Source organism: Actinoplanes sichuanensis, assembly GCF_033097365.1.
Classification (GTDB): domain Bacteria; phylum Actinomycetota; class Actinomycetes; order Mycobacteriales; family Micromonosporaceae; genus Actinoplanes; species Actinoplanes sichuanensis.
Genome location: NZ_AP028461.1, coordinates 11,189,686 through 11,216,338, shown reverse-complemented (window position 1 = coordinate 11,216,338; position 26,653 = coordinate 11,189,686). Strand labels below are relative to the sequence as shown.

Genomic DNA, 26,653 nt, shown 5'->3' with positions numbered 1-26,653 from the left:
TTCTCTCGTCCCTAGGAGTTCGGTTCGTCAGCGGACCTTCACCGGTCGGGTCGGTGACGTGCCGGCGAGAATGCCGAGTGACGTCGACGCCGCGATGACCGCCCGATATGTGTACGTACGACCGGAGCGCAGCCCACGCTGTGTCGCCGTGAACGTGCCGTCGGCGCCGAGCTTGCCGGTCGTCACGGTGTCCCAGTCGCCGCTGTTCAACCGCTGCACGGTGACCGCCTGCCCGGCCCGGTCGGGGTCTCCGGTGACGGTGATCCGGGCGGTCCCGGCAGCGGGCGAGGCGGTGGCGATCGACGGGTCCTGCCGCACCTGGATGGTGCGCACCGGCGAGACCAGGCCGTCGGCGCGCACGTACACCCGATATCCCTGGGTGAAGTTGGGGTTGAAGCTGAATTTGCCGTCGTCGTCGGCCTCGGCGGTGAGGACGGTCCGGTAACCGCCGGTGCCGGTGACACCGGGAGCGCTGAGCAGCTCGACGGTGGTGCCGGGGGCGGCGGTGCCGGAGAGCCGGACCCGCTGGCTGCCGGTGGTGGTGCCGGTCGCCGCGTTGAGGGTCGGCTTGACGGCGGTGTCGTCGTCTTCGATGGTGACGGTGCCGGACGGTTTGGTGACCTCGACGTCGCTGGGTGTCGCGTTGCCGAGCCGCACGACGAAGTCCTGGTCCTCCTCCTTCGCCGAGTCTCCGATGATCGGCACGCTGATGGTGGCGGAGTCGCGGCCGGGCTCGATGACGGCCGTACCGCTGCTCGCGGTGAAGTCCGTGCCGTCCTGCGCGGATCCGGCGACCGTGCGCCAGGGGACGGAGATGCTGCGTTCGGTGCCGGTGGTGCCGTCCGCGAGTTTGCGGGTGATCTTCAGATCGACGCTCTGCTCGTTCTCCCGGATCGATTCGTCGCTGATCGACAGGGTCGGGGCGCCGTCCCGCGGGTCGTCGGTGATCCGGACGCTCGACTTGCGGAGGCCGAGGGTGAGGTCGAGGGCCTCGGTGGCCTCGTCGACGGTGTCGTCACGCAGTTCGATCGAGGCGACGTCGACGCGGCTGCCGGAGGCGGATCCGCCCGGTACGACGACGTTGTTGCCGAGCAACTTGTAGTCGTCTGCCTCGGCCGGGTCGCCGGTGGTGTCGGGGCGTACTTCGAGCGAGCCGTAGCTGAGGTCGGGCTGGGTGATGCCGTCGATGGTGCCGGTGATCGACAGGAAGTCGCCCTCGACACCGGACAGGGCGGGGGTGAGGCTCAGCATCGGCCGGGAGTCGTCGTTGCCGATGGTCAGGGCCGCCTCCTTGGCGGCGCCGGTGGCATCGGTCTCGCCGGCCGCCAGGGCGACCGTGACCTTGGCCGTCTCGTCGTTCTCGAAGACCGTGTCGGGCTTGATCGGGACGGTGAACGTGCCGCTCCGGGCGCCGGCTTTGATCCGCAGCGTGCCGGCCGGCGGGTCGTAGTCGTCACCGCCGATCCCCTTCGCCGCGTCCGTCGCGGTGCCGTCCTGGATGGTGACGGTGAGGTCGACGTCCCCCGTCACGGCTTCGCTGAGCGCGACGGTGAAGGTGGCCGCGCCACCGCCCTCGCTCACCGATGCCGCACCCACCGAGAAGGTGGGCTGGGCGATGCTCTGGTCGTCGTCGGTGATGGTGACGGTGCCCGAATCGGTACCGATGGTGGCTCCGGTCGGTCCGACCGCGGTGGCCCGCACGATGAACTGCTCGTCGGGCTCGCGAAGCTTGTCGTCGATGAGGGGCACGGTGATCGAACCGGTGGTGGCGCCGGCCGCGATCGTCTGCGGGCTGGCCGGGTTGCCGTAGTCACCGGGGCCGGCGGTCACCGCGAGGATCGTCGGTGTGATGGTCACGGCCTGCTCGGACGAGGTGGCGTCGTTGCCCGCCAGGAAGGTCAGGGTGACCGGGACGGCCGCGGCGGGGAGGGCCTCGGAGACCGTGATCGGGCCGAGCGACACCGACGGCGGCAGGTCGGCGGCATCGTCGGTGATCGTGTAGAGGCCGTTCACCGCGCCTGTCGTGTAGGTGCTGTTGGTGACGGTCGCCTTGATGGTCTCGTCCGGCTCATCCACCTTGTCAGCCGACAGCGGTACGGATCCCAGGTTCACCGTCGAGCCTGACGGGGTCCCGCCGTTGACCGTGGTGGTTCCGGCGTTGTCGGTGTAGTCGGCGCTCTCGGCCGCGTTGTTGCTGCCGGTCGCGTCCCCGCCCAGCGCCAACGCGTACGTCATGTCCCGTTCGGCGACGCCGGTCGTGGTCGCGGTGACCGCCAGGGAGGCGTTCTCCGCCGCTTGCGCGGCGACCATCGTCAGGGTGGGCACGGTCTCGTCGTCGGTGATGGTGACGGTACGGCTGACCGGCGCCCCCGTCGCGAGAGTCTCCCCGGAGTCCCGGGCGATCTGCACGGTGAACGTCTCGTCGCCCTCGTAGACCGTGTCGTTGCCGATCGGGATGCTGACCTTCGCGGTTCGCTGGTCCTTCGCGATCGTGAAGTCCACCGTCGGCGCGGTGTAGTCGTCCTTGCCCGCGTTCAGCGTGCCGCCGCGGGTGGCGGTGATGTCCGAGACCGTCGCGTCGAAGTCGATCGTGTCGGCGGCCGGGCTGTCCAGCGTCACGGTCAGTTCGGCCACGGCGCCCGCACCCTCGGCGACCGTCGGGTTCGCCGACACCGTGAACCCGGGGATGGCGCTGCCGTCGTCGTCGGTGATCTCGACACTGTTCGTGGCCGTGCCGAGGGTGGCGTTCGCCGGGTTCGCGAGGGTCACGTCGAAGCGCTCGTTCGTCTCGAAGAGACCGTCCGAAACGATCGGCACGCTGATGTTCGCGCTGTTGTTCCCCGGGGTGAACGACACGGTGCCCGCGGAGCTGGTGTAGTCGTCGCCGGCGGTGGCCGTACCGGCGCTGGTGGTGTAACCGGCTGTGACCGCCTTTTCGGTGGTCGCGGCGGAACTGCCGGTGAAGTCCAGGGTGACCGGCACCGACGCCGGACCGGCGGCCTCACCGACCGTGGTCGGCGACGCGAGGTTCACCGTCGGAGCGGTGTCGTTGGGGTCGTCGGTGATGGTGTAGACCTCGGACACGTCCGGGGTGGAGTAGGTGTCGTTGTGCGCGGTGACCCGGAACGTCTCGTCCGGCTCGTCGATGGTGTCCGCGGCGGCCGGCACCGACCGTAGCGTGACCGGCGTTCCGGCGGTGGTGCCGCCGGGTACCGTCCCGGCGACGGCGCTGTCGGTGAAGTCGGCGCCCTCGGCCGCGTTCCCGCCCGGGGCCGCCTCGCCGGCCAGCGTCAGCGTGTAGGACATGGCTCGTTCGGCGAGACCGCTGGTGGTGGCGGTGACCGCCACGGGGGCGTTCTCCGCCGCTTGCGCGGCGACCATGGTCAGGGTGGGCACGGTCTCGTCGTCGGCGATGGTGAGGGTACGGTCGACCTGCGGGCCGGTCGCCAGAGTCTCGCCGGAGTCCAGTTTGATCTGCAGCGTCAGGCTTTCGGTGCCCTCGTAGGCGGCGTCGTTGCCGATCGGGATGCTGACCGTCGCGGTCCGCTGGTCCTTTCCGATCGTGAAGTCCCCGATCGGTGCGGTGTAGTCGTCGGTGCCGAGGTTGAGCGTGCCGCCGTCGGTCGTGGTGACATCGACGATCGCCGCGTCGAAGTCGATCGTTCCGGCCGCCGGACTGTCCAGCGTGACCGTGAAGTCGGCGGTCACTCCGGCACCCTCGGTCACCGTCTGGTTCGCCGACACCGTGAAGCCGGGGATGGCCGAGGCGTCGTCGTCGGTGATCTCCACACTGTTCGTGGCGGTGCCCAGGGTGGCGTTCACCGGGCTCGACAGCGTCACGTCGAAACGTTCGTTCGTCTCGTACAGCGAGTCGGGTGCGATCGGCACGCTGAGGTTCGCGCTGTTGGTGCCCGGGGTGAAGGACAGCGTGTTCGTGGTGGTGGTGTAGTCGTCGCCGGCGGTGGCCGTACCGGGGGCGGTGGTGTAGCCGACGGTGACGGACTTCTCCGTGGTTGCGGCGGAACTCGTGGCGAAGTCGAGGGTGGCCGTCACCGAAGCCGTACCCGCCGCCTCCGCCACGGTGGTCAACGACGCGAGATTCACCGTCGGCGCCGTGTCGTTGACGTCGTCGGTGATCGTGTACAACCCGGCCGCGTCGGTGATGGCGGCGGTGTCGTTGTGGGCGTTGACCTTGACGGTCTCGGTCTCCTCGTCGATGGTGTCGGCGGCGAGGTTGATCGACCCGACCGGCACGGGCACTCCCGACGTCGAGCCGCCGGGCAGGGTGAACGTGGTGAGGGCGTGCGTGTAGTCGCCGCTCTCGGCCGGGTTCGCACCGTTGGCGCTGTCGCCCGCGACGGTCAGCGTGTAGATCATGTTGCGCTGGGCCACACCGGTCGGAGTGGCGGCCACGGGCGCCGCGGTGTTCTCGGCACCCGTGGCGGAGGCCAGCGTGATCGCCGGAACCGAGTCTCCGTCGGTGATGGTGATGGTCTGGCTCTGGACGCTTCCGGTCACATCGGTCTGACCGGAGGCGAGCGCCACGTTGAGAGTCCGCGTCTCGTCGCCCTCGTAGACGTTGTCGGCCGACACCGGGATCGAGATGGTGCCCTCGGTCAGCCCGGCGTTGATGGTGAGCGTCGCGGACGGGGCGGTGTAGTCGGCCTCTCCCGGATCAGAACCACCGGACTGGGCGTTCCCGCCGGTCAGGGTCACGTCGAAGATGGTGTTGGTGATCGCTGCGGCACTCAGTTTCACCTTGTAGACCACTGTGCCGCCCTCGGCCACGGTGGTACCGGCCGCTGGATCGAGGGAGAACGTCGGCCGGGCGGTCGGGTCGTCGTCGGTGATCGTGACCGTGTCGCTCGCGGTCGGGACGGTGGCCCCGACCACCTGGGAGAGGCCGACGTTGAACGTCTCGGTCAGCTCGTAGACGCCGTCGGGGGCGATCGGCACGGTGACGTTCTTCGTGGTGTCGCCGGGCGCGAAGCTCAGCGCTGACGAGGTCGTCGTGTAGTCGGCGGGCTGGACGGCCGTACCGTCGGAGGTCTGTGCCTGCACCGTGATCGTCTTCTCGGTGGAGGTGGCGGTGTTGCCGCCGCCGGCCAGTGCGGCCCAGCTCCTGGAGACCGGGATGACGGCGTTGCCGTCGCTCTCGGTGACCGTGACGGGCGGTCCGAAAACCAGCTCGGGGGACATGTTCGCGGCCGCGTCGAGGATGCCGTAGGTCTGCCGGCCGGCCTCCGCGCCCGCGGTGTCGTTGGTGACGACGACGGTGAACTTCTCGGTGTTCTCGTCGATCAGGTCGCCGTTGACGGTGACCGTCTTGAGTGGACTGGTGACGGTGTCGGTGCCGCCGGTGACGGTGATCGTCCCGGCCGGGACGGAGAAGTCGCCACCCTCCGCGGGGTCGTCACCGCCCGAGGAGTCCCCGGCCGCCGCCACGCTGTAGACGATGTCGTCCTCGGCGATCCCGGTCTGGGTCGCGGTGATCGCGAACGGGGTGCCCTCGGTGGCGTTACCGGAGTTGAGCGCCAGAGTCGGCATCGGATCGCCGTCGGTGATGGTGATCGTGCGGTTCTGGGTGGTGCCGGTGACGTCGTTCTCGCTGCCGTCGAGCGCCACGGCCAGGTTCCGGGTCTCGGTGCCCTCGTAGACGCCGTCGGCGGCCACCGGGATCGAGATCGTCGCCTCGAGATCACCGGCGTTGATGGTGACCGGTGTCGTCGGCGCGGTGTAGTCGTCACCACCGGGGGTCATCGCTCCGGACTGGGCCTCCCCACCGGACATCGTCAGGTTGAACGTGGTGGCGGTCAACGACGCCGCACTCAGCTTGATCTTGTATTGGGCGGTGCCGCCCTCGGCCACCGTCGCGCCGCCCACCGGGTCCACCGTGAAGGTGGGCCGGGCCGCGGAGTCGTTGTCGGTGATGTTGACCGTCTGATCCGCCACCGGAATCGTCGCGCCGTCCGCGGCCGACAGCCGGACCAGGAAACTCTCATTCAGTTCGTAGACGCCGTCGTCGTTGAGACCGACCGAGATGTTCTTACTCGAATCGCCCATGGCGAAACTCAGGTCACCTGATGCGGTCGCCGAGGTGTAGTCGTCGGTCACCTTCGCCGTACCGTCCACCGCCTGGTAATGCACGGTGATCGTCTTCTCCGTCGACGAGGCGTCGTTGTCGTTCGGGTCGAGGTCGGCCCAGGTCTTCGTCACCGGCACGACCGCGGGACCGGTCTCGGCGACCGTGACGGGCGGCCCGAACGTCAATTCCGGCGACATGTTCGAGACGGCGTCGAGGATTCCGTAGACCTGCTGCGAGTCGGCCCGGCTCAGGGTGTCGTTGTTGACGCTCGCCCGGATGTTCTCGGTGTTCTCGTCGATGGTGTCGCCGAGCGGGGTGACCGCGATCAGAGTCGTCGGCGTGCTGGTCGCCGTTCCGCCGTTCCGGACGACCGTCGCGGTGGTGCCGGTGAAGTCGCCGCTCTCCGCCGGATCGGCGCTGTTCGCGCTGTCGCCCGCCACCGCGACCGTGTAGGTCATGTTGCTCTCGGTCACGCCGGTGCTGGTGGCGGTGATGTTGAACGGCGTGCCCTCGAGATGATCACTGGTGGTCAGCACGAGCGTCGGGATCGGATCCTCGTCGGTGATCGTCAGCGTCCCGTTCTGCGCTCCGGCAGCCACACTCGTCACGCCGTCGCGCTCGGCCGAGACGGTGGCCGTCTGCGTGCCCTCGTAAAGGGTGTCGGGGTTGGTCTGCACCGTGAACGTGGCCGTGGTCGCGTCCTTCAGCACCGTCACCGTGCCGGTCGGCGCGTCGTAGTCGTCGTCACCGAGCTGCCCGGTCGAGGTCTCGACCGCGGTGCCGGGAGTGTGGGTGATGGTGAACGGCGTGTCGATGGCCGCCGGACCGGTGAGCGTGATGGTGAAGGTGGCCACCCCGCCCTCGGTGACCGGCCCGTTCTGCGTCACCGTGAACGTCGGAGGCGACCCGTCGTTGTCGGACACCGTGACCGTGGCGGTGGCCTGTTCCAACGCGGCGGCGCCGACGGCATTGGACAGACCGACCGTGAAGTCCTCGTTGACCTCGAAGAAGTTGTCGTCGGCGAGGGTCACGCTGACGTTCTTCGCGGTCTGGCCGGGGGTGAACGTCAACGTGCCGGTGGCGGTCGTGTAGTCGGTGGTCGCCTTCGCCGTGTTCGGGCTGGTCGCGTAGTCGACCGTGATGGTGTGCTCGGTGCTCTGTGCCGACGAGACACCGGCGAAGACCAGGTTGACCGGTACGAGCGCCGGGCCGGCGTTCTCCCCGATCGGGCCGACCGCGGCCGTCCCCACCACCTTCGGCTCGGTGTCGGCCGCATCGTCGGTGATCGTCACGGTGGCGGTCTTCGGTACCAGGCCGGTCGGGCTGATCGTGACGTCGACCGCGTCGACCTGGTCGTCGACGGTGTCGTCGCCCAGGGCGATCGTGCCGAGGTTCACACTGGTCGCGCCGGGTGCGATGTTGCCGGACGGCACGACGCTGCCGGCGTTGTAGTCGCCCGGTTCGGCGGTCCCGTCGGCCACGGTCACCGTGAACGGGATCGCGGCCTGTGCGGTGCCGCTGACCGTCGCCGACAGCGCCTGTGCCGGGGTGTTCTCCGGCGCGGTGACGTTGCCGAAGGTCACGACCGGGACCGCGTCGTCGTTGGTGAGGGTGAGGACCCCGGAGGCGGTGCTGCCCTGCACCGCTCCCGACTCGCTGCCATTCACCGTGGCCGTGAGGTTGGCGGTCTCGGTGCCCTCGTAGATCGCGTCGCCGTTGACCCGTACCCCGAAGCCCACGGTGGTGGCGCCGGCCGGGACGTCCACGCTGCTGTCGATGATGTCGAAGTCGTCGCTGCCCAGGCCGGTGAGCGCCTCGGCCGCGGTCACATCACCGGAGGTGATGTCGAGGGTGACGGGTTCGTTGCTCGGGTTGGAGATGGTCGCGGTGAAGGTGGCCGTGTCGGTCGTGTCCCCTTCCGCCCGGGAGACGCTGCTGACCCCGGTGACGGTGGGTTTGAGGTCGTCGTTGGGGATGGTGAACGTGTACGGGCCGAGACCACCGGTCACCTCGCCACCGCTGGTGAGGGTGATGGTGAACGTCTCGCCGGCTTCGTACGTGGTGTCGCCCCGGACCGGCACCGTGATCTTCTTGGTCAGGTCGCCCGGGGCGAAGTTCAGGGTGCCGGTCGAGGCGTCGAAGTCGGTGCCGTCCGTGGCGCTGCCCGCGGCGACGGTGTAGCCGAGCGCGATCGGCACGGCCGACGCGGTCGGGAGCGTGACGCTGAAGACCTGGTCGTGGGTGGCGCTGCCCTCGGCGATCGCGGTGTCCGGGGTGACCGTGACGATGTTGTCGACGATGGAACCGGTGTTCGTGGCGGTCCCGAGGGTGGCGCCGGCCGGATTGGTGAGGGTGACCTCCACCGTCTCCGCCACGACCTCGTCGACGCCGTCGGTTTTCGTGACCACCGGCAGGTTCGCGGTGGTCTGCCCGGCGGGCACGGTGACGGTGGCGCCGGTCACCGCGGTGAAGTCGTCGGTCGCGGTCGCCGAACCGCCGCCCGTCGTGTCGGCCGTGACCGTGACCGGCAGCCGCGACTCGGCGCTGATGGTGACCGGGAAGTTCAGCGTGTCACCTTCGCGGGCCGATCCGGCGGTGCCGATGCTCACCGTCGGCGCGGCGTCGTCGTCGGTGATGTCGATGGTCCTCGACGCGGGACCGACGGTGACGCCGGTCGGCACCCCTGTGCTCTCGACGGTGAAGCTCTCGGTGGTGTTCTCGTGTTTGGTGTCGCCGAGGATCGGCACCACGATGTCCTCGGTCGCGTCTCCGGCTGCGAACGAGAGTGTGCCCGAGGTGGCGGTGTAGTCCTCGCCGTCCTTGGCGGTCCCGTCGGTGGTCTTGTAGGGGATGGTGACCGGGAAGTCCGACCATGCCGACAGCGTCGCCGTGGTGGTGACCGAGCCGGCGCTCTCACCGACCGTTCCGGCGCTGCCGAAGGAGTAGGTCGGCGGGTCGTCGTCGTCGATGAGCCGGCCGATCGCCAGGTTGTTGGCGGTGTCCTGGACGTTCGTCAGGGCGAGTCCGAAAACCTCGTTGTTCTCGTCGTTGGTGTCGGCCTTGCCGTAGACGGTGATCCGTTTGACCGAGTCCCGGCTGCTGGGTTCGAAGGTCTGTACGCCGCCGACGATCGCGGTGAAGTCGACACCCGGGGTCGCCTGGTGCAGCGGACCGGTGAACGGCGTCTCCGGAACCGTGACCGTCTCGTAGGTGAGATCCAGCCGGGTGCTGGTCGGCCCGACCCGGCGGATCTCGAAGATGAACGCGCCGGCCTCGGCGTCGTCGATGTCGGCCTCGATGATGATGTCGCCCGGCGACGCTCCGTAGGCGGGCGAGGCCGGGAGCAGGACCGCGGCGGCCGGGGTCAGCCCGGCGGCCGCCGCGGCGACGATCGAGACCAGGGCACGAAATCGGGCGGGCGCCCACAACCGGAACGGGGGCTGCCGGTGCTTACGTTCGCGCATGACGTCCTGTCTCCTTCAGCGACTGACCGGATGACTCGAGAGGCGCGCTGAGCTGTGGAAACAGGCAACGCCGTCGGTAATCTATCCGCCCGGATAGTGGCTTATGACAGGAATTCGTGTTTCAAACGCGGCAACCGGATCGGTCCTACTTCACCTTGATCGTCTTCGACGCCGTCCGGCCCGCGAGGATGCCGGCGGCCGGGACCGCTGCGACCGTCGCGCGGTAGACGTAGTTACGCCCGGAGCGCAGTGATCCCTCGGTGGTCACGAACGTGCCGTCCTCGTCCAGCCGACCGGTGGCGACCGTCTCCCAGCCGCCGCCGTCCTGCTGCTGCACGGTGACGGCCTGCCCCTCACGGGCCGGGTCACCGGTGACCGTGATCCGCGCGGTGCGGCGGGACGGTGAGGAGACCTTGATGTCCGGGTCCTGCTTCACCTGGATGATCCGGATCGGCGAGGTCAGCTTCCCCGACCGCACCTGGACCCGGTAGCCCTGTTTGAAGGTCGGACTGAAGGAATAGGCGCCGTCGCTGTTGGTCTCCGTGGAGAGCAGGACGCGGAACGTCCCGCCGCTGGAGCCGGGTGCGCCGAGAAGTTCGACCTTCTCTCCGGCGGCCGCGGTCCCGCTGATGAAGACCTTGCCACCGCCGGTGAGGTCGGCCGGATCGGGCAGCGTCGGCGCGTTCGGCTCGTCGTCGTCCTCCAGGGTCACCTTGCCGTCGGCCTTCGCCGTGGTGATCCCGCCCGGTGCCGCCGCACCGAGCCGAACCAGGAAGAGCTGGTCGTCCTCGTCCCGGACGTCGCCGAGAAGCGGCACCGACACGGTGGCCGAGGTCTCGGACGGTCCGAACGTGATCGTGCCGTCGGCGCGCTGATAGTCCTGGCCGGACTTCGCGCTACCGTCCACCGTCGTCCACGGGACGGACACCGTCTGCTCGGTGGCCGTGGTCTCGCCGCTGAAGACCAGCGACACGGTGAGGTCGGCGGTCCCGTCGCTCTCACCGACCCGGACGTCGCCGATCGAGACGGCCGGCATCGCGTCGGCCGGGTCGTCGGAGAATCGGAAGTCCAGTGTCGCGCCACCGATGCCGAGGGTGAATCCCTCGTCGGCCTCGTCCACGGTGTCGGCCGCGATCCGGACCGAGCCGAGCCGGACATCACCGCTCACGGTTCCGGCGGGCAGCGTGGTGTTCAGGTCGGTCGTGTAGTCGCCCGCCTCGGCGGGATCACCGCTGCCACCGTCGCCGGACACCGACAGGGCACCGAGATCGAACGCACGCTGGGTGCTGCCCGCGACGGCAACGGTGACGTCCACCGCGGCGCCCTCCACCGCGGTCACCGGCTTCAGCGTGACGACCGGCTGGGCGTCGTCGTCGCCGATCGACAGCGTGATGTCCCGCGGCCCACCCGACGCGTCCTTCTCGCCCTCGGCCAGGGCCACCGTGATCTGCGCCTTCTCGTCGCCCTCGTAGACGTCGTCCGCCTTGATCGGCACCGTCACCGTCGCGGCGGTACCGCCCTGGGGGATCCTGACGACGCCGGTCGTTAGGTCGTAGTCGTCGCCGCCGATGCCGGCACCGCTGTCGGTCGCGCTGTCGTCGCGCGCCCCGACGGTGAAATCGACGGCGTCCGGAGCCGGGGAGTCGAGTTCGACCGTCAGCCGGGCGAAACCCGCATCCTCACGGACCGACAGGTCACCCGTGACGGTGAACGCCGGTGCGGGATCGTCGTCCTCGATGCCGATCAGGGCCGACTGCGCCTGAGGCGCGGCCTCCTCCGGGATGACGCCTGTGGTCTGGAGCAGGAACGACTCCTGCTGCTCGTGCCGGGTGTCGTTGACGACCGGCACCCAGACCGTGGCACTGGCCGCCCCGGCCGGAATCATCACCGGGTTCGGGCCGGGTGCTCCGAAGTCGGTCGCGTCCGCCGTCATGGGATCCGCCCGGAAGGTGACCGAGATCGGGCGTTCGGTGGCGGTGGCGCCATTGCCGGCCGCGTATGTCAGGGTCACCGGCACGCCCACACCGCCGGCCGACTCGGCCACGGTGACCGGGGAGAGGGAGACCACGGGTGGCATGTCAGCCGGGTCGTCGGTGATGGTGTACGTACTGGTGACAGGCGCTTCGGCGGGGGCTGTCAGGTTCTCCAGAACGGCCTTGATCTTCTCGCTGGCCTCGTCGATCGCGTCGCTGGTGAGCTTGATGGTGCGGAGTGTGACCGGACCGGAGCCACCACCGGGCAGGACCACCGGGTCGCCGCTGTCCGAGAAGTCGGACGGCTCCGCCGGGTCCAGCCCGGCGCCCGCGTCACCGCTCAGCTTCAACAGGTAACCGATCGGGTCCTCGGCCACCCCACTCGGGGTGGCGATGACGTCGATGTCGCCGCCCTCGGTGGCACTCGCGATGTTCAGGCTGATCGTCGGCACCGGATCGTCGTCGTGGATGAGCATGTTGCTCACCTGGGCGGTGCCACTGATCCCGGTCTCCCCCGGCGCCACCTCCACGGTGATCGTCGCGGTCTCGTCCTCCTCGAAGACGTCGTCCTCGAGGATCGGCACGGTGATCTCAGCGGACCGTTGGTCCTTGAGGATCCGCAGCACAGACGACGGCGTGGAGAAGTCGTCACCGCCCGGTACGGCGACCGCGCGCCGGGCGGTCCCGTCCGTCGCGCTGACGGCGAAGTCGAGGTCCTCGGCCGCCGGGGCGGCGAGGCTGACGGTGATCTCGGCGGTGCCCTCCCGGCCCTCGGTCACGGCCACCGTGGGTGTCACGGTGAAGCCGCGTGCGACGTCGACGGCCGGATCGTTGATCGTCACGGTGGTGACCGAGGCCTGCCCGACCGTGGCGTTCGCGGCGCCGGTCAGCCCGACCGTGAAGTCCTCGCCGCTGGACTCGACGATGTCGTCGCGGCGGGTGGGGACGGTGATGTTCCGGATCGTCGTGCCGGTGGGGAAGGACAGTGGGGCGGGCGAGTCGGTGTAGTCGGAACCGGCTGTCGCCGAACCCGGAGTGAGGGCGTAGTCGACCGTGACCGTCTTCTCGGTGGAGGTGGCGGCGTTACCCGCGACGCCCGCGAAATCGAGGGTGACCGGTACGGTCGCGGCGCCGGACTCGGTGACCGAGACGGCCGCCGGCACGGTCACGGCGGGTGGGAGGTGATTCTCGGCGTCCCGGATCGTCAGGTACCCGTCCGCTGCCGGCAGTCCTTCGGGCGCGAGAGTCACCCGTACCGTCTCGTCGAGTTCGTCGGCGGAGCCGAGCGGAAGGCTCAGGGTGCCCAGGTCGAGCCGGGTGGCGCCCGGTGCGAGTGTGCCGGTCGCCACCAGACCAGCGGCGTCGTAGTCGTCGGGCTCGGCCGGATCGGAACCGTCGTGCCCGGCGCCGTCGACCGTGGCCCGCCAGCGGATCGGCGCCTGGGCCGCACCCGTGACGGTCGCCTGGACGGCGACATCGGTGCTGCCTTCGGCTCGGATCGACTCGTCGACGGTGAATGTCGGCGGCGTGTCGTCGTCGTAGACGTAGAGCGTGGCCGATTGCCGACCGACCACCGCGGTGTCGCCCGGCCGGGCCGAGACCACCACGGTGGCCGTCTCGGTGCCCTCGTAGACGTCGTCGCCGTTGAGGGTGACCGGGATCCGCGCGAAGGCCTCGCCCCGGTTGACGGTCACCGTCTCCGGAAGGCTGAAATCGGCGCTGCCCAGCCCGCTCGCCGCCTGAACCGCGGTCCCGTCGATCGCCCGCACGTCCAGCACGGTCGACTCGGCGACGGGTCCGGTCAGCTGTACATAGAGCTCCTCGTAGCTCGTGGTGTCCTGCTCGCCCTGTTCGCCGTCCTGCATCCCCAGGTAGGCGATGGCCGGTGCGCCGTCGTCGTCGACGATGGTGAAGGTCTGCTCGTCGGGACCCGCGAATCGTGCACCCGTCACCGCGAAGAACCTGACCTTGAAGGTCTCGCCCGCGCCCTCGTCGTCGAGATCACCATGGACCGGCACGGTGATCTCCTGGTACATCTGTCCCGGCTCGAACACCAGAGACCGGCGGGAGACCGCGTCGAAGTCCTCGCCGTCGACCGCCGTGTCGCCCACGACCTCGTAGTCGAGCCGGACCTCGGCCTGGGCGGCCACATTGAGCCGCACGCCGATCCGGGCGTCGACGACACCGTCGTCACCCTCCTTGATCATCCCCTCCGGGATGACCGAGAGGATCGGGTCGGCGATCTCCCCGCCGGCCGTCATCGTCCCGGCACCGACTCCACCGGTGTCGGTGACGCGCAGGAACACGGTCTCCGGGACGTCCTCGGGGTCGTCGTCGGTGAGCGTCGCGACCTCGACGTCCTTCGTCTTCTCACCGGGGGCGAACACGACCTCCCGATCCGTGACGGACGTGTAGTCGGCGCCCGCCACGGCCGTGCCCGCCGACGTGGACACCTTCACCGTGATCGGCGCCCCGCTCGCCGCGGTCAGGGAGACCGGGAACTTGAGCACCCCACCCTCGGCGACCGTACCGGCGTCACCGACGCCGACCTTCCGTTCGACGTCCTTGATCGTCACCGTCGGCGACGGTCCCGTGTATCGGTTCTCGCCCGTATCGGTCACTTCGATAGTCAACGTCTCGTCCGGCTCGGGCACCCCGTCGGCGTTTGTGGTGATGGCGGCGTATCCGCCCTGGTCGCCATCCTCAAAGAACAACTGGCCGGATTCGCTCTGGTAGTCGGAGCCTTCGGACGCCGTTCCGGCGACGGTCCGGAAGGTGGCCTGGAGACGCTTCTCCGTCTTGGTGGCGGTGTTGCCGTCGATGCCCGACCAGTCGGCGTGGACACCGACATAGGCCACCTCTCCCTCACCGACCGTGACGTCCCCGTCCGGCACGAGGAGTGGCGGCTTATGCGACGGCAGGTCCCGGATCGTGCCCGTACCGCTGACCGGCCCCAGAGTCTCGACCTGCGCCTGGACGGTGACCGTGTCGTCGTATTCGTCGGCGCTGCCGGTCACCAGGTCGATGACGCCCAGCGAGACCCTCGTCGCCCCGGGCTCGAGGTCGCCCTCGAGCGTGAGCTCCTCCCTGGTGAAGTCGCGCTCCACGCCGTACTCGCCGGTGCCCTCGTCAGAGCTCTCGACGGTCGCCGTCCAGTGGTACCGAGCCTGGGACGATCCGGTGACGGTGAATCCGATCGGAACGTTCTGTGCCCCCTCGGTCTCGTCGAATCCGACGAAGGCCAGCGCCGGCAGGGGGTCGTCGTTGGTGATGGTGAGATTCGCCAGATCGGTTCCACGCACACTCGTGTCGCCGTCCCGGGGTTTCACGACGACCGACGTGAACTCGTCCTCTTCGAAGACCGTGTCACCGTTGATCGTCACGGTGACCGTCCCCGAACTCTGTCCCGCATCGATGGTCATCGTCTCCGGGAAGCTGTAGTCCTTCCCGCCCACCCCGTCGTCGGTCGGCACGGCGGAACCGTAGGGGCTGCCCTCCACCGCCAGGACGACCGGGACAGGCGTGGGCTGGTCCAGTTCGACCGTGTAGGTGAGCTCGGTGGGGCCATCCCCCTCGACCAGCGAGTCCGGGCCGGTCACCGACATGATCGCCGGCATCTGCTCGTCGTTGATGATGGTGAATTCGTAGCCGGTCACCCCGGCGACGGCGGCTGTCGTCCCGGTGACCCCGGTCAGCCGGATGGTGAAGGTCTCGTCGCCCTCGGGCACCTCGTCTCCGGCGACCATCACGGTGATCCGTTTCTCGGTGTCACCCGCCGAGAACAGCAACTCGCCCGGCGACACCGCACTGAAGTCCTCGTCCGCGGTGGCGGTCCTACCGACGATCTCGTAGCCGACCTTCACATCGGTGTCGAAGGCGACATTGGACTTGACGGTGAAGGTGTACGGGTGATCCCAGGAGTTCCCCTCCCAGGTGTCATCGTCGGCGGAGACCGTGAGAGCGGCATCGATGATGTCGCCGGTGGCGGTGTCGGTGCCGAGCGTGACGCCCTCCGGTGCGATGATCTTGACGCTGACCGTCTCCGGATCCGACTCGGCCTCGCCGTCGGGGATCGTCGGCACCTCGACGACCGCGGTCTGGGCCAAGGCCGGTATCTCGATCTCGGTGTCGACCGCCGGGTAGTCGCTCCCCGATTCGGCGGTTCCGCCCTGCGTGACCACCCGCACCTTGAGCGGCTCAGCAACCGGCTCGCTCAGCGTCACCGGGAACTTCAACACGTTGCCCTCGGCGACCGCGGGGGCGTCGGCGACGGCGATCGTCGGCGATTTCTCGGTGATCGTCACCGCCGTGGACGACACCGAGCCCAGGGTCGCATTCTCCGGGTCGGCGAGGCTGACGGTGAAACTCTCATCGTCCTCGGGTTCCTCGTCCCGCTTCAGGGTCAGGGGTAGCTCTGTGAACGGCGGTTCGTCCGACAACGTCACCGTGGCGCCGGTCACGGCCGTGTAGTCGTCGGCGGCGAGCGCCGAGCCGTCCGCGGTCGAATATCCGACCTTGATCGGCTTCTCACTGGTAGTGGCCAGGTTGCCGGCGGACGGATCGAACTCGACCCGGACCGGCAGACCCGCTTCCCGGTCCTCCTTGAAGACGGCCTGGTCCACCATTTCGAGCCGGGGTTCGGTGTGGTCGGGCGAGTCGCGGATGATGCCGATGCCGCTGACCGAACCCACACCGTCGACGTCGACGGTGAACTCGATCGCCTCGTCGAACTCGTCGGCGCTACCGAGCAGGACATCCATCGTGCCCAGGCTGATCTGGCTGTCACCGGAGGTGAGGTCGCCCTCCAGGTCCAGGTCGCCCGCGTCGTAGTCATCGCTCTCGGCGCTGTCGAAGGCGTCCGTCGAGACGCCGCGAACAGACGCCGTCCAGTGCAGGGGCCCTTCGAAGGCGCCCGCCACGTCGAGCGTCACCGGGACATCGGAGCTGCCCTCGGACTGGTCGAACCCACCGAAGGTCAGGACCATCGGGTGGTCGTCGTTCTCGATGACGAGAGCGGCGGATTTCGCCGCCGGGCCGATGGCCGGGTCCCCGTCTCTGGGCGTGACGGTGATGGTGGCCGTCTCCCGTTCCTCGAGGACCTCGTCGCCGTTGACGGTCACGGAGAAGGTCTTGCTCGTCTCGCCGGGTTCGAAGACCACCTCGCCGGGGACCGCGTAATCGTAGGACCCCGGACCGTCGCCGGCCTGCTCCGCGCTTCCGTCGGTGCCGGTGACGTCGAGCGTGATCTGCTCGGTACTGGCCTCGGTCAGTTCCACCGTGTAGGTCACCGTGGTGGGACCGGAGTCGCCCTCGGTCGTCGACGGCTCGCCGGTCACCGAGGTGACCGCCGGCAGGCTCTCATCGTCCTCGATGGTGATCGTCTGCGGCCCCGGCCACACCACGTTCGGTTTACTGAAACCGGACAGGTCGAGGCTGAAGGCCCGGTTCGCGCCGCCGTGTCGCTGATCGCCGTGGATGGTCACGTCGAACTCTGCGCTGGTGCTGTCGGCGGCGAAACTCAGCGGTCCGCTCGCAGCCTCGAAATGAAGGTCGTCGATCGCGCTGTCCGCGGTGGCCGCGTAGCCGAGATCGAGGCCGTCCCGGAAACCCACGTTGAGCGAGACGTCGAAGGTCTGCTCATGATCGTCGTCGCCCTCCGGGATCGTCGCGGACGGCGTCACCGAGAGGACCGGGTCGAGGATCCGGCCGGCTCCGGCGTCGCCCGGGGTGACCTCCTCGGTGTCGACGACGCGGATCGAGAAGGTCTCCGCGGCCGCCTCGGAGGTGACGTCTGCGGTCGTCCGCACCTCGATCTGCGAGGTCGGGGTGGTCACCGGATCGAGAACCACCGAGCCGGTCACGGGTTCGTAGTCGTCGGCGGTGGTCGAGCCGTCGATGATCTCGAACTGCACGTCGACCGGGTCGCTTCCGCCCACGAGTGTCACCGGGAAGACGATCTGATCGCCCTCGGCGACCGTCTCACGGTCCGGCGCACCGATGTTCACCACCGGCCCGGACAGGATCTTCGTCTCCGGTGCCGCGTGCGCCATCCCCGGTACCAGTCCGACCGCGGTGGCGGCCGCGATCGATATGAACGCATGGAGTCGACCCGGACCCCATAGCCGGAACGGGACCTCTTCTACTGCCCGGTGGGCTGGGCGTTCACGCATGGTGTCGTCTCCTCCGGCGTTTGCCGAGGTGGGAGGGGTACCGACACGAATCTAGTCACCCGAATCGCTGGTTATGAGAGGTTTTACAGAAGGCCGTGCCGCATCGCGGTGGTGACCGCGGCGGTACGGTCGGCCACGTCCAGTTTGTTGAAGACGCGTAGCAGATGCGTCTTCACGGTTGCCTCGCTGATGAACAGGCGCTTGCCGATGTCGGCGTTGGTCAGGCCGCTCGCGACCAGTTTGAGGACCTCGGTCTCGCGCGCCGACAGGGCCGGCGGGGCCGGGCTGCGCACCTGCCGGACCAGGGTCGACGCCACACTCGGGGCCAGCACCGTCTCGCCGCGGGCGGCGGCCCGGACAGCGTCGGCCAGCTCTTTCGGTGAGGCGTCCTTGAGCAGGTATCCGGCCGCGCCGGCCTCGATCGCGCGCAGGATGTCCCGGTCCGACTCGTAGGTGGTCAGCACCATCACCCGGACGCCCGGGGCGGCCGACAGGATCCGCCCGGTGGCCTCGACCCCGTCGCCGCCGGGCATGCGCAGATCCATCAGCACGATGTCCGGGGTGAGCGCCACGGCCTGCTCGAACCCCTCGGCACCGGAGGACGCCTCGCCGACGACGGACAGGTCGGGTTCGGCGTCGAGCATCCCCCGCAGCCCCATCCGCACCACGGGGTGATCATCGACCAGAAGGATGCGGATCACGCCGGCCCCACCGGGGCGGCGCGGAGAACGAGCAGGATCCGGATCACGCGGGAATCTCCAGTTCGACGGTGGTGCCGGTGTCGGCGTCACTGCGAATGGTCAGGGTGCCGGCGACCTGTGCAGCCCTCGTTCGCATGCCGGAGAGTCCGAAACCTTCGGAGACATCGGACTTGAGACCGCAGCCGTCGTCGCGAACGACCAATCGCACCGTAGTGGGTGAGTAGGCGAGCAACAGCGCCACCTCCCGCGCGCCCGCGTGTCGCCGCACATTGGTCAAAGCCTCCTGCGCGGCGCGGAGCAGCACCACTTCCACACGGGTGGGCAATTCGACGACGGAGCCGGTGACCCGGACCGAGCACGGCACGCCGGCCTCCTCGGTGAAACGGGCGGCGCTACGGCGTACCGCCTCGGGTAGGGAAGCGGAGGCCAACGCGGTCGGTGAGAGGGCCGCGACCAGGGCCCGGGATTCCGCGAGATTCTCCCGTGCGGTACGCACGGCGAGCGCCAGCCGCTCGTCGCGCAGCCCCGGATCGGCCGCCTGGACCAGCGTGATGATGCTGGTGAAGCCCTGGGCGAGGGTGTCGTGGATCTCGCCCGCCAAGCGGGTCCGCTCGGCCGCGACGCCTGCCTCGTGGGAGAGTCGGGCCACCTCGGCGCGGCTCGCCTCCAACTCGGTGATCAGCGTCGCCCGCTGCTCGCTCTCGTGCAGCGTCTTGAGGATCCAGAGGCCGATGCAGATGCCGGCGCCGGTGGAGATCGCGGCGATCACGATGTCCATGCCGATGCCACCGGGCTCATACCAGGCCTCCACCCCGACCGGGATCAGGTTGGCCACCACCACCAGGACGATCGCGAGTCGCACCGCCACCATCTGGAAGATCACCGGGATGACCGCGAACATCAGCCAGGTGGCGAGCGGCACGGCCCAGACCGCGACACCGAAGAGGACCAGCTGGGTGAGCAGGGTCAGCAGCGCCGCCGTGTTCTCCGCGTCCCGGGCGATCAGCGGGCGGCCGACCACCAGGTGCAGCAGCAGCATCGCGCCGATGGCGGCGAGCGCGACCGCCCGCCGCCAGGGCTCGAATCCGTCCACGATGATCATCGCGGCGCCGACCGCCACCACGGTGACCCCGAAGAACAGCTCCCACAGCCAATAGGAGGACTGCGACTCGCTCACTTGTCGCGACCGCTCCACCGGAACGTCACCAGGCACAGGATCAATCCGACCACACACCACACACCGAGCACCACGGCCACCGTGCCGAGGTGCCATTCGCCACCGATCTCCTGCGCCTTCGCCCCGTCGGGCAGGAAGACGTAGCGGAAGCCCTGCGCCATCCAGCGGACCGGGAAGATCGACGCGACGTTCTGCAGCCACTCCGGCAGCTGGGTCATCGGGTGGATGAACACCCCGGAGATGAACTGCAGCGCCACCACCGGCACGTTCAGGATGGCGCCGGCGTTGCGGGCGTTCTTGACCAGGCCGCTGACCGCGATGCCGAGCAGCGAACAGGCCACCGTCGACAGCACGAAGATCCACAGGAAGGTCACCCAGTGGTCGGCCGGCGGCAGCGGCATGTCGAAGACCACGACGCCCATCAGGATCAGGAAGGCGACCTCGGCCACGCTCAGGGCGAAAACCAGAAGACCCTTGCCGATGAGGTACGCCGTAGCCGGCATCGGTGTGCCGCGGAGCCGCTTGAGCGTCCCGTCCTCACGATCCATCGCGAGCCCGGAGCCCATCGTCACGAACGCCGTGTTGAGGATGCCGTAGGCGATCATGCTGGCCGTGAAGATCCGGCTGACCGCCACCCCGGACTCGGTCGACTCGCTGCCGAAGATGGTGCCGAACAGCAGCAGGAGCAGCGCCGGGAAGAAGAAGGTGAAGATCACCGCGGTCCGGTCCCGCAGGAACTGGAGCAGTTCCACGTGGCCGCGGCTCAGACTCATCGCGATCATCGGGTGGCTCCGATCAGGCTCAGGTAGGTGTCCTCGAGGGTCGGGCGGGTGATCGTCAGGCTGCTCAGATCGGCGCCCGACGCCACCAGGTGACGGACCAGGTCGCCGGGGTCGCTGACCTGCTCGACCCGGGTGACGCCGTTCTCGGTCCAGCTGACCCGGGCCTCGGCGGCGCCCCGCCCGCCCAGAGTGGCCGGGGTGCCCTCGGCGACGATCCGGCCGGCCGACACGACGGCCAGCCGGTCGGCCAGCGCCTCCGCCTCGTCCAGGTAGTGGGTGGTCAGCACGATGGTGGTGCCGTCACCGGCGAGCCTGCGGATCAGGTCCCAGAACTGACGTCGCGCCTCCGGGTCGAACCCGGTGGTCGGCTCGTCGAGGAAGAGCAGCTCGGGACGGCCGACGATGCCGAGGGCCACGTCGACGCGGCGCCGCTGTCCACCGGAGAGGGTCCGGATCTTGCTGTTGCGTTTCGCGCTCAACCCGACCAGCTCGATCGCCTCGTCCGCCGGGCGCGGGTCCGGGTAGAACCCGCCGATGTGCCGGACCATCTCGCGCACGGTCAGGTCGGCGGCGTCGTCGGCGTCCTGCAGCACGATGCCGATCCGGGTCCGCCACGCGGAACCCGCGGTACCCGGGTCCTCGCCGAGGACCCGCACGTCACCGGCGGTCCGGCGGCGGTGTCCCTCGAGAATCTCGACGGTGGTGGTCTTGCCCGCGCCGTTCGGCCCGAGCAGGGAGAAGATCTCGCCACGGGCGACGACGAGGTCGATCCCCGCGACCGCGTCCTGCCCGCCGTATGTCTTACGAAGTCCGGTTACCTCGATGGCTTCCATGGATCTGATCGTGCTCTGTCGCGCGGCCCCGACGGGACGACCACGCGACGGAGACCGGCTGTCAACCGATCGATGGACAGACCCGTCACTCCCACTTGAAGTTGCGGGCGGCCGCGGTCAGCCAGACCACCGCCCAGCTGCCCAGCGCCAGCCAGATGCCGAGCGGCACCGAGCCGCCGTGCATCAGCGTCTCCCGCAGCGCCTCGGCGTGCGCCGCGAGCGGCAACAGGAACCAGCCGGCCGTGCCCAGGTCGGGTGCGCTGAACATGATGCCGCCGACGGACAGCATCACCACGTAGATCAGGGTGGCCGCGCCGGTCGTGGTCTCCGGTTTCAGCACACTGGCCAGCAACAGGGCGAGCCCGCTGTAGCCGGCCGCGGCGAGCACCGTCACCCCGATCGCCGGGAGCAGGGCACCGGCCTCCGGCCGCCAGCCCACCGCGAGCCCGACCAGTGCCAGGACCAGCACCTGCACGGCGATCTGGACCAGCACCGCGGCGGTCTTGGCGAGCAGCAGGCCGGGCCGGGTCAGCGGGGAGGCGCCGAGCCTTTTCAATACGCCGTAACTGCGCTCGTAGCCGGTGGTGATGGCCTGCCCGGTGAACGCCGTCGACATGACCGTGAGCGCGAGCACGCCGGGGACCACCCAGCCGAGCCGGTCGTCGGTCGGCAGGTTGGTGACCTCGAAGAGGCCCGCACCGAGCAGCACCAGCAGCGGCACACCCATGGCCAGCACGACGGCCTCGCCCCGCCGGGCGGTCAGCAGCAGCTCCATCCGGATCTGCTTGCCGAGGATGACGCGCATCGGGGCCCGGCCGGGTGCGGGGGCGAAGGTGCTCACTTGGCGGCTCCGACCGGGGTCTGGGTGGTGGTCAGGGAGAGGTAGACGTCCTCGAGGGTGCGGCGGCGGGTGTTGATCGCGGTCACGTCGGCGCCGGCCGCGGCGAACCAGGCCAGCACCTCGGCGAGACCGGCGGTGTGCAGGTCGCCGGAGATCGTGTACTGCCCGGGGGCGGGCTCGGCGACGGTCCGCCCGGCACGCAGCCCGGTCAGATCGAGACCCGGATCGGCCCGCACCTCCAGCACGTCGACGGCGGCGGCCGAGGTCAGCTCGGCGGGTGTGCCGGTCGCCGCGACGGTCCCCGACCGCATGATCACCACGTCGTCGGCGAGCCGCTCCGCCTCGTCCAGCAGATGGGTGGTCAGCAGCACCGACACACCGTCGGCGCGCAACTCCTCGATCAGTTGCCAGGTGGTGTGCCGGGCCTCGGTGTCCATCCCGGCCGTCGGCTCGTCGAGGAAGACCAGCTCGGGTCGGCCGACCAGGGCGACCGCGAGGCTGAGCCGCTGCTGCTCGCCACCGGACAGCCGACGGAACCGGGTGCGCTCGAATCTCCGCAGCCCGAGCCGGTCCAGCAGCATGTCGGTGTCGAGCGGGTGCGCCGCGAACGACGCGAACAGCCGCAGGATCTCGCCCGCCGTCGCCCACGGGTAGACACCACCCGACTGCAGCATGATCCCGAGCCGGGGCATCAGCTCGTCGTGGTCGCCGACCGGGTCGAGCCCGAGCACCCGCGCGACGCCGTCATCCGGCCGGCGGAAGCCCTCACAGACCTGGAGCAGGCTGGTCTTGCCGGCGCCGTTGTGCCCGAGCAGGGCGAGCACCCGCCCGCGGGGCAGGGTCAGGGACACCCCGTCGACGGCTGTCGTGTCGCCGTAACGCACCACGACGTCCCGTACCTCGACCGCGGCCGCGTCGCCACCAACCATGAGTCCCGCCCATCCGGATTCGTCCGCCACCGCCACCATACGGTGACCCGCTGACCGCTCCCGCCCGGCGGTCGTCCGCCGATGGCTTGTCCCACACTCCCGTACCGCGCCCGGGGAAACCTCATACCGGAGGCCGGGCCTTATCGTCTCCAGGTATGAGCGTGGTGCAGATCTACACCGACGGGGCGTGCGCCCCGAATCCCGGTCCGGGCGGCTGGGGCGCGGTGCTGCGCTGGGGTACGGCGGAGAAGGATCTCTGCGGTGGCGAGGCGACGTCGACCACGAACAACCGGATGGAGCTGATGGCCCCGATCCGGGCGCTGGAGGCGCTGAACCGGGCACCGCTCACGGTGGAGATCTACACCGACAGCGTCTACGTGCGCAACGGCATCACGCAGTACATGCACAACTGGAAGCGGAACGGCTGGATGACCTCGGCCCGGCAACCGGTGAAGAACGTGGACCTGTGGAAACGGCTGGACGAGGCGGTCCGGCGGCACGACGTCAGCTGGCACTGGGTGAAGGGGCACGCCGGGCACCCGGAGAACGAGCGGGCCGACCGGCTGGCCGCCCGTGGGCTGCGTGAGGCGGTCGAGGCGGCGAAGCCCGAAGGCTGAAGCCGGGATCCAGGGGTACGGGAGGGGCCGCCGTCCCCGTCACGAGACTGTGCGCTGATCAAGGTCAGGTTGAGCAGGATCGTCAACGATCTCCTTCTGCTTCGGCACCTTGGCCCGCGCCACCCGGTCGAACGGCAGCCGGTAGGTCTTGGCCCGGACCAGTTCCTCGGGTACGGCGTGCCGGCCCTCGCGCCGGCCCGCACCGTCGGGCGCCTCCGCCCCGTCCGCCCCGTCCGGCTCGTCCGGTTTCTTGCCGGCGGCCCGGGCCGCCATGCTGAACACGCTGCGGGTCGCGGCGTCGTACCCGGTCTTGTAGGCGTCCCGGAGGTCGGGTCCGCTCTGCCGGCGCTGATGGAAGCGTCCGGCGGCGTAACCGGCGCAGGCCATGAGGGCGGCGGCCAGAACGATCAGCAGTGCGATGTCGCCCGGTGTGGTCATGCTCCGATTGTGACGAATCGGATAGACCGCGAGCTATGGCCCGTTTGACGTACCCCGGAGGAATTAGGTCGAAGGCTCAACTCACGTTCAGTAACAGTTCGGTGGCCGTTGATATCGTCGTCACGCACCTGAACTGGGGCCACGCGACATCGACCCACTAACCGTGAGTTACATTCAGCACAGCTGTGGTGCCGGCCGAAGACATCCGCCCAGCTCAAGATCCAGATCGCCGTATCGCATGGTCAAGCGCCGATAGGTCACGAGTTGACACCTTTGAGCGTGAAGCGGCACGGTACTTCCGATTGTCCGCGCGACAACGACGAGTTGGATGATGGGGGAACACCATGCGCTCCACACGACGCGCCCTGGCGGCCGTCGTCGGCGCCGCCGCACTCCTGGTGGCGTCCGCCTGCGGGACCGGGGAGGACGACGACTCCACGGCCTCGCAGGTCGAGGTCTTCACATGGTGGGCCGAGGGCGGCGAGAAGGCCGGCCTGGACGCCCTGGTCAGCCGCTTCACCACCGCCTGCCCGGGTCGGGAGTTCACCAGCGGCGCGGTGCCCGGCGGCGCGGGTGTCAACGCCAAGCAGGTCCTCAACGCGCGGCTGCAGCAGAACGACCCGCCCGACGTCTTCCAGGTGCACGCCGGCGCCGAACTGCTCGACCACATCGACGCGGGCCAGATCAAGGACCTGACCACCGACTTCTCGTCGTGGGGCCTGACCGGCGCGCTGCCCGAGGGTCTGGTCGAGACGATCACGGTGAACGGCAGGCTGTGGTCGGTTCCGGTCGGCGTGCACCGGGCCAACGTGGTGTGGACCAACGACCAGGTGCTCGCCGAGTCGGGCATCCTGACCGCGCCGAAGACGCTCGACGACTTCATCGCCAATCTCGGCCGACTGCGGCGTGACGGTGTCGAGTCGCCGCTCGCGCTGGGCCGCGACTGGACCCAGCTCATGCTCCTCGAGTCGGTGCTGATCAGCGACCTGGGACCGAAGAGGTTCACCGGCCTGTTCACCGGCGCCACCAAGTGGGAGGGCAAAGCGGTCCGCGCGGCGATCGACGACTACGCCACGATCCTCGACTTCAGCAACGCCGACCGCGACTCGCTGGACTGGCCGGAGGCCGAGCGGCTGCTGATCGACGGCAAGGCCGGATATCAGCTGATGGGCGACTGGCTCGCGGCGGACCTGGCGGCCAACAACTTCAGCGGGTACGACTCGTTCACCTTCCCCGGCAACGGCAAGGCCTTCCAGTGGCTCGCCGACTCGTTCGCGCTCACCACCGGGGCGCCCAACCCGGAGGGTGGCGCCTGCTGGCTGCAGACCGTCGCCTCGCCGGAGGGGCAGCAGGCGTTCAGCGTGGAGAAGGGCTCGATCCCGGCCCGGACCGACGCGCCGACCACCGGTTTCTCCGACTACCAACGGAAAGCAGCCGACGACTGGAAGTCCGGGGTGGCGGTCCCGTCCTGCGCACACGGCTCGGCCTGCTCGCAGCCGTGGCAGAACGCGGCGAACGCGGCCCTCGGCGCCTTCTCCGCGGCCGGCGGCGCCGCGATCGACAAGGCGTCCCTGCAGAGCGCGCTGGCCGCGGCGGCCAAGCAGTTCATCAGGCAGGCCTGAGTACGGGCGGGCGCGGCGGCCCCGGATCGGGCACGATGGGCGGATGGGTGAGGAACGCGACGGCGTACCGCTGACCAATCTGGATCAGGAGCTGTTCCCGGGCGCCGGTGTCACCAAGCGGGACCTGGTGGACTACCTGGACGCGATGGCCGACCGGTTCCTCCCCGTCCTGCGCGACCGGCCGCTCTCGGTCGTCCGGGTGCTCCGTGGCCAGGAGCGGTTCATGCAGAAGAACCTGCCGAAATACACACCGGACTGGGTGCCGCGCACCACGGTGTGGGCCGAGGCGTCGCATCGTGAGGTGACCTACGCGCTGGCCAACGATCGGCGCACGCTGTTCTGGCTGGGCAATCAGCGGGCGGTGGAGTATCACCCGGCCCTGATGCGGGCCGGGGTGCCGTACCCCACGCATCTGATCATGGATCTGGACCCTCCGGAGGAGGGCGGTTTCGGCGCCGCGGTGGCCGCGGCCCGGCTGGTCCGGGAGGCGCTGGCCGACGCCGGGATGTCCGGGGCGATCAAGACCAGCGGGTCCAAGGGGGTGCACGTCTTCGTGCCGCTGGCCGGTGAGCCGGCGATCGAGGACGTGGCCGCGGCTCAGCGCGCGGTGGCCGCCCGCACCGAACGGATCGACCCCGCACTGGCCACCACCGCGTTCATCCGCGAGGACCGGCACGGCAAGGTGTTCCTGGACGCCACCCGGGCCGGCGGGGCGACCGTGGCCGCGGCCTACAGTCCACGGATCCGGCCCGGCGCACCCGTGTCGTTCCCGGTCGCGTGGTCCGATCTGGATCAGGTCACGCCGGCCGATTTCACCATCCGGACCGCGCCGGCGCTGCTCGGTGACGGCGACCCGTGGGCCGAGGCGATGCCCGCGCCGCAGGAGCTGGACGCCGGACTGATCGCCGAGGGCCACGCCATCCCGGTCGCCCGGGTCCAGGCCATGCACGAGGGCAAACGACGGGCCAAGGCACGCCGCGAGGCGGCCGGGGAGGCCTGAAAAACTACACCGGACGATGTA

12 protein-coding genes are annotated in these 26,653 nt (G+C 69.6%); 3 read left to right on the top strand and 9 right to left on the bottom strand.

All coding sequences use genetic code 11. From position 1 onward, the window contains the following. Window positions 1-27: 27 nt before the first annotated feature. From Q0Z83_RS51500 to Q0Z83_RS51465, 8 genes are all read right to left on the bottom strand, one after another. Window positions 28-9,549, bottom strand: a complete 9,522-nt coding sequence (locus Q0Z83_RS51500; RefSeq protein ID WP_317790881.1) for a Calx-beta domain-containing protein — start codon at window positions 9,547-9,549, stop codon at window positions 28-30. A 145-nt stretch (window positions 9,550-9,694) separates the two neighbouring features. Beyond that, window positions 9,695-17,572 carry a Calx-beta domain-containing protein gene (locus tag Q0Z83_RS51495; RefSeq protein WP_317790880.1) on the bottom strand — a complete coding sequence of 2,626 codons (7,878 nt, stop codon included), beginning with the start codon at window positions 17,570-17,572 and terminating at the stop codon, window positions 9,695-9,697. A 203-nt stretch (window positions 17,573-17,775) separates the two neighbouring features. Further along, a complete protein-coding gene (locus Q0Z83_RS51490) occupies window positions 17,776-18,393 on the bottom strand; it encodes a response regulator transcription factor (protein ID WP_317790879.1) in 618 nt (205 codons plus the stop codon). Window positions 18,394-18,436: 43 nt separating this feature from the next. Then, window positions 18,437-19,570 (bottom strand): sensor histidine kinase, encoded by a 1,134-nt coding sequence (locus Q0Z83_RS51485; RefSeq protein ID WP_317790878.1) that lies wholly within the window; start codon window positions 19,568-19,570, stop codon window positions 18,437-18,439. Next, window positions 19,567-20,352: an ABC transporter permease gene (locus tag Q0Z83_RS51480; RefSeq protein ID WP_317790877.1), complete on the bottom strand. Its 786-nt coding sequence runs from the start codon at window positions 20,350-20,352 to the stop codon at window positions 19,567-19,569. The genes Q0Z83_RS51485 and Q0Z83_RS51480 overlap by 4 nt, the downstream gene beginning before the upstream one ends. After that, a complete protein-coding gene (locus Q0Z83_RS51475) occupies window positions 20,349-21,185 on the bottom strand; it encodes an ABC transporter ATP-binding protein (protein WP_317790876.1) in 837 nt (278 codons plus the stop codon). The genes Q0Z83_RS51480 and Q0Z83_RS51475 overlap by 4 nt, the downstream gene beginning before the upstream one ends. An 85-nt stretch (window positions 21,186-21,270) precedes the next feature. Further along, complete coding sequence (locus tag Q0Z83_RS51470) at window positions 21,271-22,026, bottom strand: ABC transporter permease (RefSeq protein WP_317790875.1); 756 nt, start codon at window positions 22,024-22,026, stop codon at window positions 21,271-21,273. Next, window positions 22,023-22,985: an ABC transporter ATP-binding protein gene (locus Q0Z83_RS51465; RefSeq protein WP_317790874.1), complete on the bottom strand. Its 963-nt coding sequence runs from the start codon at window positions 22,983-22,985 to the stop codon at window positions 22,023-22,025. Before Q0Z83_RS51465 ends, Q0Z83_RS51470 begins: the two co-directional genes overlap by 4 nt. 125 nt (window positions 22,986-23,110) lie before the next feature. Here Q0Z83_RS51465 and rnhA point away from each other — a divergent pair, with 125 nt between their 5' ends. After that, window positions 23,111-23,572, top strand: coding sequence for a ribonuclease HI (gene rnhA, locus Q0Z83_RS51460; RefSeq protein ID WP_317790873.1), 462 nt, complete (start codon window positions 23,111-23,113; stop codon window positions 23,570-23,572). A 39-nt stretch (window positions 23,573-23,611) separates the two neighbouring features. Here the strand turns inward: rnhA and Q0Z83_RS51455 are convergent, their stop codons facing one another. Further along, the gene (locus Q0Z83_RS51455) at window positions 23,612-24,010 is read right to left on the bottom strand and encodes a hypothetical protein (RefSeq protein ID WP_317790872.1); all 399 of its coding nucleotides are present in this window, start codon (window positions 24,008-24,010) and stop codon (window positions 23,612-23,614) included. A 344-nt stretch (window positions 24,011-24,354) separates the two neighbouring features. On the opposite strand from Q0Z83_RS51455, the gene Q0Z83_RS51450 reads away from it, so the two are divergent. Both Q0Z83_RS51450 and Q0Z83_RS51445 read left to right on the top strand, forming a co-directional pair. Then, on the top strand, window positions 24,355-25,632 hold the full coding sequence (locus Q0Z83_RS51450; protein WP_317790871.1) for an ABC transporter substrate-binding protein: 1,278 nt from the start codon (window positions 24,355-24,357) through the stop codon (window positions 25,630-25,632). A 43-nt stretch (window positions 25,633-25,675) separates the two neighbouring features. Then, window positions 25,676-26,632, top strand: coding sequence for a DNA polymerase domain-containing protein (locus Q0Z83_RS51445; protein ID WP_317790870.1), 957 nt, complete (start codon window positions 25,676-25,678; stop codon window positions 26,630-26,632). Window positions 26,633-26,653 lie beyond the last annotated feature (21 nt).